Here is a 19,822-nt window from a genome sequence, read left to right on the forward strand (position 1 = left end):
TTGTCCGCGTGGCGGGCCGTTTGTGGTGGTTCATCCTTGCGTAGTCAAGACGTCAATCGCAGCGAAACGCGCCTTGTAGAGCGAGAATGCCGTCATGCGGATGAAGTGGCCGGCGGGGCCGTTCGGGATGGTGCTGTTCGTGACGGTGGCGGGGTGCGGCGGGCCGGCGGCCGTGCGGGCGACTCCCGGTTCTCCGGCGCCCGCGACGGCCGCGGCGCCGGCGACTCCCGCGTCACCGACCCCCACGGAGGACGACGCGCGCGAGCCGCGCAGGAGCGACATCTCCTGGAACGGCGGCGGGGATCCGTTCAACGCGCTGGTCGTGCTGAAGGACGGGCGGCGGGTGGCCATGCACTACCGGCGGGGCGAAGGGCTGTACGAGCAGCACTCCGATTCACAGGCCGAGGGGTGGACGAGGCCGAGGCTGATCTACGGCACGAAGACCGAGGCGTGTCAGGGGGTCCATCTGCGGGCGTTCGGGGGGACCGTCACGGCCATCGCGGACTTCGGCCGCTACTGCGCGGACGGCGAGCCGCCCATGGAGTCGATCGCCGCTGTGGGGGTGGGCGACCTGAGCAGGTGGGACCACCATCTGACGAGGAGCTTCGACGGCTGGGGGCGGGTCTCGTCCAGTGACGGCGGGAAGACGGTCACCTTCCGGCGGAACTCGTTCACGTTGCGGTGGAGCAGGGACGGCGGGTTCTCTGAGTGAATGCCCGCCGCGGGTCAGGGGACGGCGGCCGACATACTGGTGCCGGGCCATCGGCCATACCGAGTCAGCACATTCCCCGGTCAGGAGAGACCAGATGTCCACCCCCTTCCCCGGCGGCCCCGCCGGTCCGCATGAGTTGTCCGATGTGCCGGTGTCGGCGCGGGTGGAGCGCTGGCTCGAACTGACCGGGCGTGACCTGCACGTGCAGGCGATCGAGACGTTGAAAGCGCGGGGCGACTACGACCCCGGGCGGTACGGCGACGCCGGCGGGTACCCGCCGCTGACCGTGGACGAGTATGTCGAGTTGCTGGCGCTCGGGGAGTCCATCGCGCGGAGTGTACGCAACCCCGGCCACGTCGACCGGGCGCTGCAGGCGGGGGTGACCTGGCGGCAGGTGGCCGCGGCGACCGGGCGGGACGAGCGGGACGTGCGCCGGGAGTACCAGGAGTGGGCGGACGATCGCTACGACCTGCATCGGAACCACCCGGACGCGGGCGGCGGCATGACCGGCGAGCAGCATGCGCGGGCGAGTGCCCGCGCGACGTCGCCGTGAACGGCTGAGGCGCCGCCCGGGGGCGGGCGGCTCCGGTGCAGGAAATTTCACGTGTCCCGCCGGGCGAGGCGGGCACGGCGGCGCGGGGTCTCGCTGCCGGATTCCCGATGAGTGCGGCCGGCCGGGAGTTCGTGCTCCCGGCCGGCCTTGGCATGTCAGCTTCCGTAGACCTCGAAGGTGAACAGCGAATAGCCGTACGGGGTGGCTCTGGTCGTGCCGTAGATGCGGACGTAGCGGGTGGAGGCGCTCAGGCCGGTGTTGTTGTCCTCACCGCCGTTTCCGCCGGTGACGGACCGGGCCGTGCTCCACGTGGAACCGTTGGGGGAGGTCTGGATCTGGTAGGCCGTGGCGTACGCGGCCTCCCAGACCAGGCGCACCCGGTTCACGGTGTAGGTGGCGCCGAGGTCCACCTGGATCCATTGCGGGTCGGAGAAGGCGCTCGACCAGCGGGTCGTCGTCGAGGCGTCCACCGCGTTGGAGGCGGGGTAGGCGCCCGATTCGGTGCTGGAGGCCGTGGCGGGCTTGTTCAGGGCCAGGTTCGTGGACGGTTGCTGGGTGGTGACGAACTCGAACTCGTCGACGTCGAACAGGCCGGTTCCCGTGCCGGTGAAGGTGAGGAACACGGTGGCGTTGCCGGCCGGGACGTTGCTGAGCGGCGCCGTCACGTTGGCGAACGTGTCCCAGCTTCCGGTGTTCGGCACGTTGACGGTGCCGAGCACGGGGCCGGTCTGCGAGCCGGTGCGGACCTGGATCTGGCCGCCCGGCCCGCCGGAGACGACCCGCGCCCGCAGCGAGGTGGCGCCGCCGACGTTGACGTTGGTGTAGCCGGCCCAGTCGCCGGGGTCGATGTAGCCGAGGGTCTGGCCGCCGTTGGCACCGGCCTTGGTGAACGCCTGCGCGCCGTTGACGGAGCTGAACGACTCGGCCTGGACGAGGCCGGCGCCGGGCTGCGTGCCGAGCTCCTTGATGCGGACGTTGCGGAACGCGGCCTGGTCGGCGGTGCCGTGGTTCTGCAGTCCGATGTAGCCGTCCAGGTTGCGGGCCGGGTCGGTGTTGGTGAAGTCGTTGATCAGCGAGCCGTTGAGGTAGACACGGATGCGCTGGCCCTCCACCAGGATCTCGTAGGTGTTCCACTCGCCTGGCGGGTTGAGCGCGGCGTCACGCGCGGCGATGTCGGCCGACTTGAACGAGTAGATCGAGCCCGTGGTGCGGTCGGCGGTGTCGCTGGCGTCGATCTGGACCTCGTAACCCTGGTTGATCGCGACGTTGGGGTCGGTGCCGGGGTTGGGGAAGCCGACGAAGATGCCGGAGTTGCTGTCCCCGGTGAGCTTCCAGTCCGCCTTCAGCGAGTACCCGCCTGTGTACTGCTTGGTGCTGTACCAGTACAGGCCCATGCCGCCGGTGGAGTTCAGCGTGGCGTCGGTGCTGGTGAAGCCACCCGGGCCGGCCTGCGACCAGCCGGTGGTGGAGCCGTTGTAGAGCGTGGTGTAGCCGCTCTCGGGACGGCAGTCGGCCTTGGCGCGCTTGGCCGCGTACCGGATGCCCCCGAGGAGCTGGCTGCGGAAGGCGGCCTCGGAGTAGGAGGACTGGGTGTGGCCGAACCCGGTGTAGAACGACCGCCCGCTGTCGATCGTCTTGCACCAGGTGATCGGGTGGTCGCCGCCCATCGAGCCGCCGGAGTAGGTCGACTCGTCGAGCGTCGCGAGCACCCTGGCCGTGGAGCGCGGGTTGGTCTGGTAGTTGTACAGCTCGTCGGTGCGGGTCCAGGTCTGCCCGAGGTGCGCCGTCGCCGGGTGGGCCCGGTTCTCGGTCCTCGACGTGACCTGCTGGATCGCGGGGTGGCTGGCGAAGTAGGCGCCGACGAGCTGGCCGTAGAAGGGCCAGGCGTACTCGGTGTCGGCGGCGGCGTGCACGCCGACGTAGCCGCCACCGCCGCGGATGTAGGACTCGAACGCGGTCTGCTGGGTCGCGTTGAGCACGTCACCGGTGGTGCTGAGGAAGACCACGGCCTCGTACTGCGCGAGGTTGGCCGTGGTGAACGCGGCGGCGTCCTCGGTCGCGGTGACGGTGAAGCTGTTGGCCGCGCCGAGTTGCTGGATCGTCTGGATGCCGACGGGGATCGAGTCGTGACGGAACCCGGCGGTCTTGGAGAACACGAGGACGTCGTAGGGAGCGTCGGCGGCCTGGGCCGCGGACGCCTGGAGCATGGGGACGGTGAGGGCGATGACGGCGCCCACGCCCGCCAGGAGTCTGCGCATGGAACCTCTCCGGTTACGGCAGCACTGGGGGGTGCTGTGGGGGCGGGCGTCCGTGCGGGCACGGGCGCCCACCGTAGCGAGGGTCAGGACACGGTCCACTTCTGGTTGGCGGCCGCGGTGCACGTCCACTGCTGCACGGGCGTGCTGTCCGCGGTGTTGCTCCCTGTCACTTCAAGACACTTTCCGGAGTTCGCGTTGCGAATCGTGCCGTCGGCGTTGACCGTCCAGTTCTGGGCGCCCGTGCCGTTGCACGTGTAGATCTGGACCTTGGCGCCGTCGGCGGCGCTGGCGCCGGAGACGTCCAGGCACTTGCCGAGGGCCCGGAACGTCTGGCCGGTGCGGGTCCAGTTCTGGGCGGCCGTGCCGTTGCAGGTGTAGATCTGGACCTGGGTGCCGTCGGCGGCGGACGCGCCCCGCACGTCCAGGCACTTGCCGCCGAGCCCCTTGATCGTCCCGGGGGTGGAAGAGGTCGGGGTGGGGGTGGGTGTCGGCGTGGTGCCCGTGGTGAACGTGAAGCTGTCCAGGTCGAACAGCGCGCCCGTTCCCGTGCCGGCGAAGGTGATGTACAGCGAGGTGCTGGAGGCGGCCGCGCCGTTGACCGTGCCGGTGACGTTGGTGAACGTCTCCCACGAGCCGGTGGGTGTCACCGTCGCGGAGCCGAGCACCGTGCCCGTCGGCGAGCCGGTGCGGATCTGCACCGTGCCGCCCGAGCCGGCCGAGGAGACCCGTGCGGTGAACGACGTCACGTTGTTGATCCGGTAGGGGTCGAACTGGATCCAGTCGCCGTTGTTGATCTCACCGACGGTCCTGCCGCCCTCGGCCGTCGTCTTGCTGAAGAGCCCGACGCCGGAGGAGGTGCGGTAGTGCTCGGCCTGGCGCTTCTTGAGCTGCAGGAGGTGCTGCGACCTGCCGACCAGGCCGCCGTTGTCGGTGTAGCTCGCGTCGAAGACCGGGAAGAGGTTCGCCGCGTCGTCGTGCTCGCCGTCCGGCGGGATCGTGATCGTGCCCGAGCAGCCGTTCTGCGACGTGATGTGGTGCGCGTGCTGGTCGTGGCCGATCACGTACGACATGGTGACGCGCGAGCAGGCGATCGTGCCGTCCTCAGGGTCGGTGACGGTCACGCTCCACGGCACGCTGTCGCCGAACGAGACGAGCTGCCCCGCCGGCGGCGAGTTGATCGTCACCGTCGGCACCGTGTTGCCGACCGTGATGGTGACGTTCGCGGTGCCCACGCCGCCCCTGTTGTCGCGCACGGTCAGGACCGCGGTGTAGTTGCCGTTGGCGGAGTACGTCTTCGTCGGGTTGGCGGCCGTCGACGTGGTGCCGTCGCCGAAGGCCCACGAGTACGTGATGGGGTCGCCGTCGGGGTCGTTGGAGCCCGCCGACGAGAAGGTCACCGCGAGCGGCGCCGCGCCCGACGTCCTGTTGGCGGCCGCGACGGCGATCGGGGCGCGGTTCCCGCCGCCCACGTAGTCGTAGCGGTACAGCGCCGAGTTGGCGTCGCCGTTGAAGTAACCGGTGCCGTAGTCGAGCACGTACAGCGAGCCGTCGGGTCCGAAGGCCATGTCCATGACCTGCTTGCCGTTCCACGGGAACGTGTCGATCGTGCCCGGGGAGCCGTCGGTGTTGAGGTGGATCGGCTTGATCCAGCCGCGGCCGAACTCACCGGCGAAGAACATGCCGTTGAACTCCGCCGGCCACTTGCTGGTCGAGGGGTTGGCGGCGTCGTACCGGTACACCGGGCCGCCCATCGGCGACTCGCTGCCGCCGCCGAACTCCGGCGGGGAACCGGCGTCGCCGGCGTAGCGGATCCAGGCCGCCCGCGCCGCGGGCAGCGTCTGCAGACCGGTGTTGCGGAACGAGTTGTTCGTCGGGCCGCCGGCGCAGTTGTACTTCGGCCCGGTGGCGTTGGTCGCGAAGTTCCACTCGTTGTAGGTCTCGGCGGTGCTGTTGGAGCCCGTGCAGTACGGCCATCCGTAGTTGCCTGGGCTCGTGACGCGGTTGAACTCGACCTGCCCGGACGGGCCGCGGGTCGCGCTGGTGGTGCCCGCGTCGGGACCGTAGTCACCCACGTAGACGACACCGGTCGCCTTGTCGACGCTGATCCGGTACGGGTTACGGAAGCCCATCGCGTAGATCTCGGGCCGCGTGTTCGCGGTGCCCGGCGCGAAGAGGTTGCCCGCGGGGATGGAGTAGGTCCCGTTGGCGTTGACCTTGATCCGCAGGATCTTGCCGCGCAGGTCGTTGGTGTTGCCCGCGCTCCGCTGCGCGTCGTAGGCCGGGTTGCGCTCCGTGCGCTCGTCCAGCGGGGAGTAGCCGGCGGACTCGAACGGGTTGGTGTCGTCGCCGGTCGACAGGTACAGGTTGCCGGCCGCGTCGAAGTCGATGTCGCCGCCGACGTGGCAGCACATGCCGCGGTTGGCCGGCACGTCCAGGATGTTGACCTGGCTGGCCATGTTGACCGTGTAGTCGGCGTTGAGGGTGAAGCGGGACAGCCGGTTCACGCCGGTCCAGGTGGCCCAGGTGGCGGCGGTGCCGGACGCGGGCGCGTCGCCGGCGGGGGTGTTCAGGGGCGGCGCGTAGTAGAGGTAGATGTACCGGTTCGTGGCGAAGCCCGGGTCCACTCCGACGCCCTGCAGTCCTTCTTCGTCGTGTGTGTAGACGGCGAGCTTCGCGATCTGCGTCGTGTTGCCGTTGACGTCGGTACGCTTCAGCGCCCCGTCGCGGGAGGTGTGCAGGGCGGACCGGTCGGGCAGAACCGCCATCGAGATCGGCTCGCCCGTGTCGGCCACACCCTTGGCGAGGGTGACCTGCTGGAACTGGGTGGCGACGATCGGGTGTGCCTGTGCGGGCCCGGCCGTCGTGACGATCGAAGCGGTGGCGGCGGTGAGGCTCGCCGCCACGAGCAACAAGGCTGCTCCGATCGTCCGCCATCGACGTGTGGAGCGTTGTGAATCCATCGTGTCCCTTCCTGACTGAACATGCCAGGCAGGGCGCGCGCCGTCGCGCCGGAGCCATGGGGGGTGCCACGGGCGATCACGGTCGCCATCCCCGTCTCCACGCCGATTGGAAACGTGAATGAAACACTTGCTGTGATGAGCGACACAGTAAGAGCTTCAGATCGGACTGTCCATACTTTTGGTGTGATTACCAATACTTCTGCGCCGGCATCCAGAAAGGGAAAAGCGCGCCAATGCCGATGACCCCGCGACCCGTACGAGGGCGGGGTTCGCCACTGATATGGGGTTGTCGTCGATTCACTCGCTGTTTCGGTATGGCCGCCGCGGGTTTCATGAGTGACCATGAATGCACCGGGGGGGCACCCCGCTCACCCGCCTGCGGAGTCGGTACCCGCCGGGCGCCGGTACCGTCAGCGCCCGACGGCCTCCGCCGACGTGGCGAGCGGGGCCGGGCCGGCAGGGTGGTCGGCGTCCGCCCAGCCGGCCCCGCTCTCCCCCAGAACGCGGAACCGATCGGCTCCGGTCACCGGGGTCGTCCAAAGGTGCGCAGTGAATTAGTCCTCGCCGATTCACCCCGCGTTTCTGTAGGGCCGCCGCGGATCGTCATATTCGGCGTCGAATCGACGCGCCCGCGTCCGGTGGTGGAGAGACATACGGCCGGTCATGACGCCGCCTCGGCGAAGGCGAAATCGCTCGCGAGGAAACTCGCGCCCGCGACGCCGGCGCGTGCGCCGAGCTCGGAGAGCACGACCGGGAGGTTTCCGGTGGCCAGCGGCAGCGAGCGCCGGTACACCGCGCTGCGGACCTCGCCGAGCAGCACGTGCCCGAGGCCCGCCAGGCCGCCGCCGATCACGATCATCGAGGGGTTGATGAAGCTGACCAGGCCGGCGAGCACGCCGCCGAGACGGCCGCCGCCGTCCCGGATGAGGCGGGTGGCGGTGGTGTCGCCATCGGCCGCGCACTCGGCCACGTCCTTGGCGGTGACCGAACCCTGGGCGGCCAGCCGCTGCGCCAGGGCGAGCGAGGTGCCCGAGCGGCCGGCCGCGGTGGCGTCCCGCTCCAGGGCGATTCCGCTGAACAGCGCCTCAAGGCAGCCGATGTTCCCGCACGTGCAGATCGGGTCGTCCGGCTCGACCTGGATGTGGCCGATGTCGCCGGCGCAACCGTCCGGGCCCCGGTACAGCTCGCCGCCGATGAAGATGCCGCACCCGACACCGCTGCCGATCTTCACGAACAGCACGTTCTCGGCCGAGCGTGCGACGCCGGCGCACCGTTCGCCCATGGCCATGATGTTCACGTCGTTGTCCACCACCACCGGGCAGCCGTACTCCCGAGTCAGCAGCTCGCGGACCGGATAACGGTCCCAGCCCGGCATGATCGGCGGCGACACCGGCACGCCGTCACGGAAGCTCACCGGCCCGGGCACGCCGATGCCGATGCCGTTCAGGCGCTCGTACGCCCCCTCGTCCTTGAGCTTGACCAGGATCTCGCCGACCCGGCTCAGCACGGTCTTCGGGCCGGACCTGATGTCGGAGGCCTCGCTGAAGGCGGCGACCGGCTCCAGCCGGCCGTCGGTGATCTCGACGTCGATCGAGGTGACACCGAGGTCGATGCCGGCGAACCGGATGCCGGGGTGCAGCTCGACGAGGGTGGAGCGCCGTCCGCCGCGGGAGGCGGCGGGACCGGCCTCGTGGACCAGCGGAACGGCCATCAGGCGCTCCAGCTCGACGGCCACGCGCGTGCGGGGGAGTTCGAGCCGGTCGCCCAGCTCCGCCCTTGACAGCGGCCCTTCGTCGCGCAGGAGGCGGAGTATGCGGTGCTTGGGGGTCAAATCGCTGCACCTCCTGCACTTTCGCCAGATGTGCGGCTAGTTGTGATCGAACAGTAGAATGTTACGAACGGGCTGTCTAGATGTTACGGCAAGGCAGTCTTAACTTTTGTCTTATCTAGGCGAAAGTTGAAATTTGTCCGGTTTCGCCGACAACGCGTCGTATGACGGGTCCGCCGGCGCCAGCGGGCCGCGACCGCAGCCGTCGCCTCACCCGCATCTCCGCTGCCAGGCCGCAGGCATGACCGCTCCCGTGGGCCTGACCGGCACTTTTGATCATCGCGGCGAAACGGGACCGGCTCACGCGGGCCCGACCGCGGCGCCCGGCGGGCCGGGGAGGGTCCAGTAGCATGGGCGTCTACCTGGGGAGACAGCGTGGCGAGCACACGGGCGGCAGGGATCTACGTCCGACCTCGTTACTTCCCACTTTTCGTGATTTCAACAAAATGACGGCGAAAATAGTCAGAAGCTCTTCCCAGGGCGTCCAGGGCACGGTACGGTCCACGCCAAACGGCTTAACCGATCAAGCGCCGCATCGAGGGAGTGGTGGGTGAAGAGCAACCGGCCGGAGACCCCGCATCAAGCGGCCCTGCTGCGCCTGTTGCAGGAGGGGCCACGCTCGCGGGCCGCGCTGGCGGACATCACCGCCGAGCCCGTCACCGCGGTCTCCCCCGTGCTGCCGCCCGGGGCCGCGTACCCCTATCCCTGGCGGAAAGCCCCCTGGCGGATGTCCCGGTCCAAGCTCAACGCCGAGCTGGACCGGCTCGTGGAGCTCGGGCTGGTCGAGACCGACGGGCTGGCGGCCTCACGTGGCGGGCGCCGTTCGGGCCGGGTACGCCTGGCGCGCGACATCCGTTTCGCCGGGATCGACATCGGGGCCACCTCGGTGGACATCGCGGTGACCGACGGCGAACTCACCGTGCTCGGGCACATCAGCGAGCCGTGCGACATCAAACGCGGCCCGGCCCACGTGCTGGACCGTGTGCTCACCCTCACCGGCAAGCTGCGCGAGCAAGGGCTGTTCACCCAGCTCCACGGCGCCGGGATCGGTGTGCCAGGCCCGGTCAGTTTCGCCGAGGGCGTCCCCGTCGTGCCGCCGATCATGCCGGGCTGGGACCGCTACCCGTTGCGGGAGATGATCAGCCAGGAACTGAGCTGCCCCGCCATGCTCGACAACGACGTCAACATCATGGCCCTCGGCGAGCTGCACGCCGGCCTCGCCCGGCAGGTCGACGACTTCCTGCTCGTCAAGATCGGCACCGGCATCGGCTGCGGCATCGTGGTCGACGGCAAGATCTACCGCGGCGTCTCCGGCAGCGCAGGGGACATCGGCCACATCCGCGTCGACGAGCTCGGCCCGCAGTGCGCCTGCGGCAACACCGGCTGCTTGGAGGCCTACTTCGGCGGCGCCGCCCTCGCCGCCCAGGCTCACATCGCGGCACGCTCCGGCGCCTCGCCCTACCTGGCCGAACGACTGGTGGCCACCGGCACGCTCACCGCCGAGGACGTCGCCGCGGCGGCCACGCAGGGCGACGCGGCCGCCGTCCAGCTCATCCGCGACGGCGGGCGCCGCGTCGGCCAGGTCCTCGCGGGCCTGGTCAGCTTCTTCAACCCCGGGCTCGTGATCATCGCGGGCGGGGTGGCCCGGCTGGGCCACGTGCTCCTGGCGGAGATCAGGAGCGTCGTCTACCGCCGGTCACTGCCCCTGGCGACCGGCAACCTGCCCATCGTGCTCTCGGAACTGGAGGACACCGCCGGCATCGTGGGGGCGGCCCGCCTGATCAGCGACCACGTCTACTCCACCTGAAACGCGGTGAACAACGCCGAGATCCCCCCGGCGAATGATCACATGAGGTCGCGGACCCGGGGGATGACGTCGGTGCCGTAGAGCTCGATGTTGGTCATGAGGGCCTTGTGGGACAGGCCGCCCATGGCGTACTTCAGGTCGAACCGGGTGGCCCCCAGCAGCTTGAGGTTGGTGACGATCTTCCGCGCGACGGTCTCCGGGGAACCGACGTACAGGGCGCCGTGCGGGCCGGTCTCGCGGAGGAAGGACTCCTTGGTCGGCATGGCGAAGCCGCGGGCCTTGCCGACGCGGCCGAAGACGTCCAGGTAGTGCGGCCAGAACTCCTCGAGCGCCTGCTCGTCGGTGGCGGCCACGTGGCCGGGCGAGTGCACGCCGACCGGCAGGGCGGGACGGCCGAACTTCTCCAGGGCCCGCTGGAAGAGCTCAGAGAACGGGGCGAACCGGGCGGGCGGGCCGCCGATGATGGCGAGCATCAGCGAGAAGCCGTGCCGGGCGGCGCGGATGACCGACTGGGGGCTGCCGCCGACACCGATCCACGCCGGGAACGGCGGGCCCTCGACGTGCGGCACCACGTCCTGGTCGGTGAGTGCGGCGCGGGTCGTGCCGCGCCACGTGACGGGGCCGCCCTTGAGCAGCTCGGCGAACAGGTGGGACTTCTCCTCGAAGAGGGTCTCGTAGTCGGCGAGGTCGTACCCGAACAGGGGGAAGGAGTCGATGCTGGAGCCGCGGCCGAGGATGACCTCCGCGCGACCGGAGGAGATGGCGTTCAGGGTGGAGTACCGCTGGAACACGCGCACCGGGTCGTCCGAGCTGAGCACCGTCACCGCGGAACCGAGCCGGATGCGGGTGGTGCGGGCGGCGATGGCGCCGAGCACGACGTCGGCGGCCGACAACGGGAAGTCGCCGGTGTGGTGCTCGCCGATGCCGAAGTAGTCCACCCCGACCTGGTCGGCGAGCACGCCCTCCTCCACGAGGTTCCTGATGGTCTGGGCGTGGGAGAGGGGCCGGCCGTCCTCGTCGTCGGTGACGTCGCCGAAGGTGTCGAGGCCGAGCACGAGAGGGAACGTGGTCATGATGTCCGGCTTTCTGATGTGTAGGGTTCAGGCAGCTTCCGCGCCAAGCGCGCGTTCGAACTGGCCCCGGCTCAGCGAGACGCCGAAGACGGGCCCGCCGGGTTGGAGACGGCGGCCTTCCCGCAGGCCGTCCAGCCGTACGGCGTCGTAACCGATGCGCTCGACGACGTCCGCCACGACGGCAACGGCACCCGGGTCGTCACCCGCGACGCCGAGGGCGCGGCGGTCCGGGGCGCCGGCGGGGCGGAGCTCCTCTTCCAGCTCGTGATAGCCGATGTGGTTGAGGGTCTTGACGACCATCGAGCGGGCCAGCCGGCGCTGGACGATCTCGCTGCTGCCGTACCGGGGGTCGTCGAACAGCTCCTGCACGCCGTCGATCGGAGGCCAGTAGTTCATGGCGTCGATGACGATCTTGCCCGCCACCAGGCCGGGATCGAACGCCGCGAACCTGTGCAGCGGTATCGACAACACCACGACACCGGCGTCCCGCACGGCGTCGGCCGCCCACCGCGGCTCGGCCCCCGGCACGAGCACGCTCGTGATGAGCGCGATCTTCTCGGGGTCCCCGGAGGCCGCCACGGACACGGGGTACCCGGCGGCGATCGCGACCCGCGCGATCGCCGGCCCGGCATGCCCCGCGCCGAGCACGGCGATCCGCGGCGTCATCGACGCCTCCCCCGGTCCTGCCCCCTCGCTCACCGGCACCATCACCTTGCACCCCCATGTACTTGACGCGTCAAGCATAGCCCATATGCTTGACACGTCAAATATTGACAGCCGCAAGGAGTTGGCGACGGGGCTCATGTCTGTTTTGTGGCGTATTGCACGCTCAGCGCCGAGTGTGCATTCGTACGCAGAACAGCCCCTGGCCCGCTCCTAACGTAAGCGTCGTCCGGAACGAGCACCCGCTCTCCCGGACATCGGAAGCCAACGACGTCCCCCACGGGACCTCCCCATAGGAGCACCACAATGGGCAAGATCCGCACCGTTCTCACCGGTACCGTCCTCGCCGGAGCCCTCGCCGGAGCCCTCGCCGCCACCCCCGCCCAGGCCGCCGCCACCACGACCGCCGCCACCGCCAAGGCCGCGTTCGACCGCCACGGCTTCGGGCCCGTCTGGTCCGGCTACGGCCGCCACGAGAGCCGCGGCGACCGGTCGTACTTCAAGGGCTACTGGTACTCCAAGAACGGCTACTACTACTTCGACGGCAACCTGTTCGACCGCGACCGTGACCGCGAGTACTCCTACGTCTCCTTCCAGTGGCACGACAACCGCGGCTGGCACGAGAAGACCTACCGCGGCGACCGCTTCGGCTCCTCACACTTCTTCGGCAAGTTCCGCAAGGGCAGCTTCGACAAGTTCCGCATCCGGGTCGGTGAGGGCACCCGCGGCCACTACGACTGGGGCACGTACCGCTACTTCTTCTGAGAGGGCCGCCGGGGTCATCCCCGGTTGGCGGCGTTCCACTGAAGGTCCATGAGTTCGTTCCGGACCTCCGGTGTGAGGTCGTACGTGCGGCAGAGCGCGTCGAGTTCGCGTGCGTCGGGCAAGGCGGAGCCACTCTCGAACCTGGTGATCCTCGACCGCGGGACACCTGATCGTGCCGCCGCGTCCTCCAGTGACACCCCCGCGCTCCGCCGCACCTCACGCAAGGACGTCGCCAGCCGGGGGTCCACTCCCGCGCGATACGTGGGAGGTGCGGCGGTTCGCTGGGCGGAGAGCGCCGGTTGCGGGTCCGGGGAGTTCGGCCACAGGAAGATCAGGCCGACGATGATCAGCACCACCAGGGCGGCTCCGCCCGCTCCGACCATGGCCGCGGGCGACGGCGTTCCCCGGAAATGCTCCCGGACCCTGGTCACACTGCCGTCGCTCAGCCTGCGCACGTGGGATCGAACTCTGACCCTGGGCATGCCTGGACCGTACGAATCCACGCCTCCCCGGCCCAGTTCCAGCGCGGAGACTTTCTCCTGTCCGCGCAGTGATGAAAAGGGCCCCGCACCCGTGGTTCGCGCGGTACCCCCGGGCCGGGTGGCGCCGGGGGTTCACCAGGTGGGGATCAGCTCACGATGCTGATGCCGGGCATGGGGCAGAGCATTTCCCGTTGGGCGGCGAAGTGTTTCTCCGCGCTCCATTTCGTGGTCTCGCCCGGGGGGACGGTGACGCGGGTCTGGGCGTAGTCGAGGGTGGTCGCCTTGGTGGTGGTGAAGTGGACGATGATCTTGTAGGTGATCTCTTTTCTGCCGGGGTTCTTCGCGGTGCCCTGGGCGGACCAGCCGCCGGGGATGGCGGCGCACTTGGTCTGGGTGATGTTGTCGCGGATGTCGGGGTCATTGGCGATCTTCGTGGGGACCGGGTGGTCCGGGGCGGGGGCCGCGACCGAGGGGCGGGCGGGCGCCTTCTCCGGGGCTTCATTGCCGGACGAGCAGCCGGCGACCACCGTTGAGGTGAGCACGGCTACTGTCGCGGCATTCACCAGGGTGGATGCGGCATGTTTCCTGTTCACTCGACGACTCCCGCGATATCAATGGTGGATACGGTGATCATATGGCTACTCTGAGTAGCCGACCTTGGTCACCGTCCATCGATTACCTCGGCTTGGCCGATGTTCTCCTCGCAACAGGCCCCGGCCGGTGTGGACCGTCGCGGTCGAGGCGTTCGAGACGGTGGTACCGCCCGACCGCAGGACGCCCCACGCCCGTGCCGTGTTCACGATCGAGCCCGTCCAGAGGTCGGCCCACGTCACCGTGTACCTGGCCGTGCACACGACCGACGCCTGGGGAGCCAGGGTTCTCGTCGGGCAGGTGACCGCCGGGCGCCGGCCCTTGCCGGTGAATGTCCTGTCGGCCACGTGGACCTTGTTCAGGGTGACGTTGCCGGTGTTGGTGAGCAGGTACCGGTAGGTGACCTGTTTGCCGGGCCACCGGACCTTGTTCGGCGTCGCGGTCTTCAGCAGCCACAACGACGCGGTCAGCGTGGCCGCGACCGTCGCGGTGGAGTCGTTCGACCTGACGGCCGCACCCGACGGCGCGGTGCCCGACGCGGCCGCCATGTTCGAGACCCCGCCGGCGTCCACGTCCGCCTGCGTCACCACGTAGGTCGCCGTGCACGCGGTGGACGCCCGGGGCGCCAGGGTGGTCGCCGGGCACGTGACGGCCGGGCGGGGCCCGGCACCCGTGAAGAAGACGTCGGCCACGCGCACGTCGCGCACGGTGACGTTCCCCGCGTTGGTGACCAAGTGCCGGTACGTGATGCTCTGCCCGGCCGCGGTGACGAGGACCGGGGTCGCGGTCTTCGCCAGCGTCAGCAGCGGCGTGCCCGCGGTCGCGACCGTCGCGGTGGAGGCGTTGGAGCTGACGGTCGCCCCCGACGGCGCGCTCCCGGCCGCGGTCGCGGTGTTCGCGACGGAACCGGCGTCGAGGTCCGCCTGCGTCACCACGTAGGTCGCCGTGCAGGTAATGGACTCCTGCGCCGCCAGGGTCGTCACCGGGCAGGTGATCGACGGGGCGGTTCCGGTGCCGGTGAACGAGGTGTCGGCCACGGTCAGGCCGCGGAGGCTGCTCTCCCCGGTGTTGGTCAGCAGGTAGGAGTACGTGATCCGCTGCCCGGCCTCCGTCACCGTGTCGGGGGACACCGTCTTGCGCAGGGTCAGCCCCACGACGGGCGGGGCGATGACCACCGCGATCGACGTGTTGGAGGTGACGAGCAGGCCCGTCACGGCCGTGGCGGAGGCGGCGGCCATGTTGCCGATCGTTCCCGCGTCGATGTCCGCCTGGGTCACCACGTAGGTGCCCGTACAGGTCGTGGACTCCTGCGGCGCCAGTGCCGGCACCGGGCAGGTGACCACCGGGGGCGAGCCCGAGCCGGTGAACGAGATGTCGGTGACGCTCACGGTGCTCACGGTGACGTTCCCGGTGTTGGTCAGCAGGTAGGAGTAGGTGAGCCTGTCCCCGGGCGCCGTCACCTCGGCCGGGGTCACCGTCTTCAGCAGCGACAAGCCAGGCGCCGGGTCGATCGCCACCGTCGCGGTGGACGGGGCGGACGTCACGGCGGGGCCGCCGGGCGGCGTGCCCGACGCGGTCGCGGTGTTGACGATCGAGCCGGCGTCGGCGTCGGCCTGCGTCACGACGTAGGCGCCTGTGCAGGTGATCGCCTGCTGAGGCTCCAGTGTCGTCACCGGGCAGGTGAACACCGGCGGCGTTCCTGTGCCGGAGAACGCGGTGTCCGCCGCGCTCACGCCGGTGAGGGTGACGTTCCCGGTGTTGATGACGTCGAGCCGGTAGGTGATCGTCTGACCGGCCGCCGACGCCGCGCTCGGCACCGCCGCCTTCAGCACCGCCAGGTTCGCGATCACCGTGGACGCCGCCGTGTTGGTCGACGGGGCGGACGTCACCGCGGGGCCCGCCGGCGGGGTGCCGGACGCCGTCGCGGTGTTCACGAGCGCGCCGCTGTTGACGTCCGCCTGGGTCACCACGTACGTGCCGGTGCAGGTCGTGGAGGCCTGCGGGGCCAGCGTCGTCACCGGACAGGCGATCACCGGCGGTGTGCCCGTGCCCGAGAAGGAGGTGTCGGTGGCGGTGACGCCGGTCAGGGTCGCGTTGCCGGTGTTGACCACGAGGTAGGAGTAGGTGATGGTCTCGCCGGCGGCCGTCAGGGTGCCCGGGTCGGCCGTCTTCAGCAGCGACAGGCTCGGCGCCGGCTCGATCGCCACCGTGTTGGTGGACGCCGCGGACGACACCGCAGGACCCGACGGCGGCGTACCCGACGCCACCGCCGTGTTGACGACCGAACCGGCGTCCACGTCCGCCTGGGTCACCACGTAGGTGCCGGTGCAGGTCGTGGACTCCTGCGGCTGAAGGGTCGTCACCGGGCACGAGACCACCGGAGGGGTCCCCGTGCCGGAGAACGCGGTGTCCGTCGCGGTGACGCCGGTCAGGGTCGCGTTGCCGGTGTTGACCACCAGGTAGGAGTAGGTGACGGTACGGCCCGCCGCCCCCACGCTGGAGGGGAATGCCGTCTTCAGCAGCGACAGGCTCGGCGCCGGCTCGATCGCCACCGTGTTGGTGGACGCCGCGGACGACACCGCAGGACCCGACGGCGGCGTGCCCGACGCCACCGCCGTGTTGACGATCGAACCGGCGTCCACGTCCGCCTGCGTCACCACGTACGTGCCGGTGCAGGTGGTGGACTCCTGGGGAGCCAGTGTCGTCACCGGGCACGAGACCACCGGAGGGGTCCCGGTACCCGAGAACGCGGTGTCCGTCGCGGTGACGCCGGTCAGGGTCGCGTTGCCGGTGTTGACCACCAGGTAGGAGTAGGTGACGGTACGGCCCGCCGCCGCCACGCTGGAGGGGAACGCCGTCTTCAGCAACGACAGGCTCGGCGCCGACTCGATCGCCACCGTGTTGGTGGACGCCGCGGACGACACCGCCGGACCCGACGGCGGCGTACCCGACGCCACCGCCGTGTTCACCACCGAACCGGCGTCCACGTCCGCCTGCGTCACCACGTACGTGCCGGTGCAGGTCGTGGACTCCTGCGGCTCAAGGGTCGTCACCGGGCACGAGACCACCGGAGGGGTCCCCGTGCCGGAGAAGGCCGTGTCCGTCGCGGTGACGCCGGTCAGCGTCGCGTTCCCGGTGTTGGTGACCGTGTACGAGTAGGTGACGGTCCGTCCGGCCGCCGTGAGGGTGGCGGGGAATGCCGTCTTCAGCAGCGACAGGCTCGGCGCCGGCTCGATCGCCACCGTGTTGGTGGACGCCGCGGACGACACCGCCGGACCCGACGGCGGGGTGCCGGACGCCACCGCGGTGTTCACGATCGAACCGGCGTCCACGTCCGCCTGCGTCGCCACGTAGGTGCCGGTGCAGATGGTGGACTGCTGCGGCTCAAGGGTCGTCACGGGGCACGAGACCACCGGAGGCGTTCCCGTCCCGGAGAAGGACGTGTCCGTGGCGGTGACAGCGGTCAACGCCACGTTGCCGGTGTTGACCACCTGGTAGGAGTAGGTGACGGTCCGGCCGGCCGCCGTGAGGGTGGCGGGGAAGGCCGTCTTCAGCAGCGACAGGCTCGGCGCCGAGGTGACCGTCGCCGTGGCGGTGGACGCGGCGGACGACACCGCCGGGCCCGACGGCGGGGTGCCGGACGCCACCGCCGTGTTCACCACCGAACCAGCGTCCACGTCCGCCTGCGTCACCACGTACGTGCCGGTACAGGTCGTGGACTCCTGCGGCTCCAGGGTCGTCACCGGGCAGGTCACCACCGGCGGCGTCCCCGTGCCGGAGAACGCGGTGTCCGCCGCGGTGACGCCGGTCAGGGTCGCGTTGCCGGTGTTGATCACCTGGTAGGAGTAGGTGAGCGTCACCCCGGCCTCCGCCACCGTGGCCGGCGCGACCGTCTTCAGCAGCGACAGGCCCGGCGCCGGCTCGATGGTCACCGTGGTGGTGGACGCGGCGGACGACACCGCAGGGCCCGACGGCGGGGTACCCGACGCCACCGCCGTGTTCACCACCGAACCGGCGTCCACATCCGCCTGCGTCACCACGTAGGTGCCGGTGCAGGTCGTGGGCTGCTGCGGGGCCAGCGTCGTCACCGGGCACGAGATCACTGGCGGCGTGCCGGTACCCGAGAACGCGGTGTCGGCCGCGGTGACACCGGTCAGCGTCGCGTTGCCGGTGTTGACCACCAGGTAGGAGTACGTGACCGTACGACCTGCCGCCCCCACCGTGCTCGGCGACGCCGTCTTCAGCAACGACAGACTCGGGGCGGAGGCGACGGTGACCGTGTTGGTGGACGCGGCGGACGACACCGCAGGACCCGACGGCGGCGTACCCGACGCCACCGCCGTGTTCACCACCGAACCCGCGTCCACATCCGCCTGCGTCACCACGTACGTGCCGGTGCAGGTAGTGGACTCCTGCGGGGCCAGTGTCGTCACCGGGCAACTGATCACCGGCGGCGCGCCGGAACCCGAGAAAGACGTGTCCGCCGCCGAGACACCGGTCAGCGTCGTGTTACCGGTGTTGACCACCAGGTAGGAATAGGTGACCGTACGACCGGCCGCCCCCACCGTGGTGGGGGACGACGTCTTCAGCAACGACACACTCGGCGCGGACGCGATCGTCACCGTCACCGTCGAAGCGGCGGACGACACCGCAGGACCCGACGGCGGCGTGCCGGACGCCACCGCCGTGTTCACCACCGAACCCGCGTCCACGTCCGCCTGCGTCACCACATACGTACCGGTGCAGGTCGTGGACTCCTGCGGGGCCAGGGTCGTCACCGGGCACGAGACCACCGGCGGCGTCCCCGTACCCGAGAACGACGTGTCCGCCGCCGAGACACCGGTCAGGGCCACGTTCCCGGTGTTGACCACCAGGTACGAGTACGTGACCGTACGCCCTGCCGCCCCCACGGCACTCGGGGAAGCCGTCTTCAGCAGCGACAGGCTCGGCGCGGACACGATGGTCACCGTCGCCGACGACGGCGCGGACGACACCGCCGGCCCCGACGGCGGGGTGCCGGACGCCACCGCCGTGTTGACGACGGAACCGGCGTCCACGTCCGCCTGCGTCACCACGTACGTGCCGGTACAGGTCGTGGACTCCTGCGGCTCCAGCGTCGTCACCGGGCACGAGACCACCGGAGGCGTGCCGGTACCCGAGAACGAGGTGTCCGCCGCCGAGACGCCGGTCAGTGTCGCGTTGCCGGTGTTGACCACCTGATAGGAGTAGGTGAGCGTCACCCCGGCCTCCGCCACCGTGGCCGGCGCGACCGTCTTGAGCAACGAGAGGCCCGGCGCCGGGATGATCGTCACCGTGTTGGTGGACGCGGCGGACGACACCGCAGGACCCGACGGCGGAGTGCCGGACGCCACCGCGGTGTTCACCACCGAACCCGCGTCGATGTCCGCCTGCGTCACCATATAGGTGCCGGTGCACGTCGCGGACTCCTGGGGGGCCAGCGTCGTCACCGGGCACGAGACCACCGGAGGCGTCCCGGTACCCGAGAACGAGGTGTCCGTGGCACCCACCCCGGTCAGCACCACGTTCCCGGTGTTGACCACCAGGTAGGAGTAGGTGACGGTACGACCGGCCGCCACCACGGCACTCGGGGAGGCGGTCTTCAGCAGCGACAGACTCGGCGCCTGGACACTCGTCACCGTGTTCGTCGAAGCAGCCGACGACACCGCAGGACCCGACGGCGGCGTACCCGACGCCACCGCCGTGTTGACGATCGAGCCACCGTCGATGTCCGCCTGCGTCACCACATAGGTGCCGGTGCAGGTGGTCGACTCCTGCGGCTCCAGCGTCGTCACCGGGCAACTGATCACCGGCGGCGTCCCCGTACCGGAGAACGAGGTGTCCGCCGCCGAGACACCGGTCAGCGTCGCGTTGCCGGTGTTGACCACCTGATAGAAGTACGTGACCGTCTGACCCGCCGTCGTCACCGTGGTGGGAGACGAGGTCTTCAGCAGCGACAGGCTCGGCGCGGACGTGATCGTCACTGTGTTGGTGGACGCGGCGGACGACACCGCAGGACCCGACGGCGGAGTGCCGGACGCCACCGCGGTGTTCACCACCGAACCCGCGTCGATGTCCGCCTGCGTCACCACATAGGTGCCGGTGCACGTCG

12 protein-coding genes are annotated in these 19,822 nt (G+C 70.1%); 4 read left to right on the plus strand and 8 right to left on the minus strand.

What is annotated here, in order from left to right; all coding sequences use genetic code 11:
* Positions 1-94: 94 nt before the first annotated feature.
* Together ABGB17_RS35165 and ABGB17_RS35170 are read left to right on the plus strand one after the other, a co-directional pair.
* Complete coding sequence (locus tag ABGB17_RS35165) at positions 95-712, plus strand: hypothetical protein (protein ID WP_347637992.1); 618 nt, start codon at positions 95-97, stop codon at positions 710-712.
* A gap of 94 nt (positions 713-806) precedes the next feature.
* Positions 807-1,265, plus strand: a complete 459-nt coding sequence (locus tag ABGB17_RS35170) for a hypothetical protein (RefSeq protein ID WP_347637994.1) — start codon at positions 807-809, stop codon at positions 1,263-1,265.
* Between the two features lie 155 nt (positions 1,266-1,420).
* On the opposite strand, the gene ABGB17_RS35175 is transcribed toward ABGB17_RS35170, so the two are convergent.
* The 3 genes from ABGB17_RS35175 to ABGB17_RS35185 form a co-directional block, all read right to left on the minus strand.
* Positions 1,421-3,523, minus strand: a complete 2,103-nt coding sequence (locus ABGB17_RS35175) for a ThuA domain-containing protein (protein WP_347637996.1) — start codon at positions 3,521-3,523, stop codon at positions 1,421-1,423.
* Between the two features lie 83 nt (positions 3,524-3,606).
* Positions 3,607-6,426: a PQQ-dependent sugar dehydrogenase gene (locus ABGB17_RS35180; protein ID WP_347638012.1), complete on the minus strand. Its 2,820-nt coding sequence runs from the start codon at positions 6,424-6,426 to the stop codon at positions 3,607-3,609.
* Between the two features lie 718 nt (positions 6,427-7,144).
* Positions 7,145-8,314, minus strand: coding sequence for an ROK family transcriptional regulator (locus ABGB17_RS35185; protein ID WP_347637998.1), 1,170 nt, complete (start codon positions 8,312-8,314; stop codon positions 7,145-7,147).
* Positions 8,315-8,861: 547 nt separating this feature from the next.
* On the opposite strand from ABGB17_RS35185, the gene ABGB17_RS35190 reads away from it, so the two are divergent.
* Positions 8,862-10,118: an ROK family protein gene (locus tag ABGB17_RS35190; RefSeq protein WP_347638000.1), complete on the plus strand. Its 1,257-nt coding sequence runs from the start codon at positions 8,862-8,864 to the stop codon at positions 10,116-10,118.
* Positions 10,119-10,156: 38 nt separating this feature from the next.
* Here ABGB17_RS35190 and ABGB17_RS35195 read toward each other — a convergent pair whose 3' ends face one another.
* On the minus strand, positions 10,157-11,191 hold the full coding sequence (locus ABGB17_RS35195; RefSeq protein WP_347638002.1) for an LLM class flavin-dependent oxidoreductase: 1,035 nt from the start codon (positions 11,189-11,191) through the stop codon (positions 10,157-10,159).
* Positions 11,192-11,218: 27 nt separating this feature from the next.
* Positions 11,219-11,857, minus strand: a complete 639-nt coding sequence (locus ABGB17_RS35200; protein WP_347638004.1) for an NAD(P)-binding domain-containing protein — start codon at positions 11,855-11,857, stop codon at positions 11,219-11,221.
* A 303-nt stretch (positions 11,858-12,160) separates the two neighbouring features.
* Here ABGB17_RS35200 and ABGB17_RS35205 point away from each other — a divergent pair, with 303 nt between their 5' ends.
* The gene (locus ABGB17_RS35205) at positions 12,161-12,619 is read left to right on the plus strand and encodes a hypothetical protein (protein WP_347638006.1); all 459 of its coding nucleotides are present in this window, start codon (positions 12,161-12,163) and stop codon (positions 12,617-12,619) included.
* 14 nt (positions 12,620-12,633) lie between these two features.
* Here ABGB17_RS35205 and ABGB17_RS35210 read toward each other — a convergent pair whose 3' ends face one another.
* The 3 genes from ABGB17_RS35210 to ABGB17_RS35220 all read right to left on the minus strand — a co-directional run bounded on the left by ABGB17_RS35210 (position 12,634) and on the right by ABGB17_RS35220 (position 19,802).
* Complete coding sequence (locus tag ABGB17_RS35210; protein ID WP_347638007.1) at positions 12,634-13,101, minus strand: helix-turn-helix transcriptional regulator; 468 nt, start codon at positions 13,099-13,101, stop codon at positions 12,634-12,636.
* Positions 13,102-13,247: 146 nt separating this feature from the next.
* Positions 13,248-13,694, minus strand: coding sequence for a hypothetical protein (locus tag ABGB17_RS35215; protein WP_347638008.1), 447 nt, complete (start codon positions 13,692-13,694; stop codon positions 13,248-13,250).
* Between the two features lie 45 nt (positions 13,695-13,739).
* Positions 13,740-19,802, minus strand: coding sequence for a hypothetical protein (locus ABGB17_RS35220; protein ID WP_347638010.1), 6,063 nt, complete (start codon positions 19,800-19,802; stop codon positions 13,740-13,742).
* Positions 19,803-19,822: the final 20 nt, after the last annotated feature.

It is taken from the genome of Sphaerisporangium sp. B11E5 (assembly GCF_039871875.1).
Lineage (GTDB): Bacteria > Actinomycetota > Actinomycetes > Streptosporangiales > Streptosporangiaceae > Sphaerisporangium.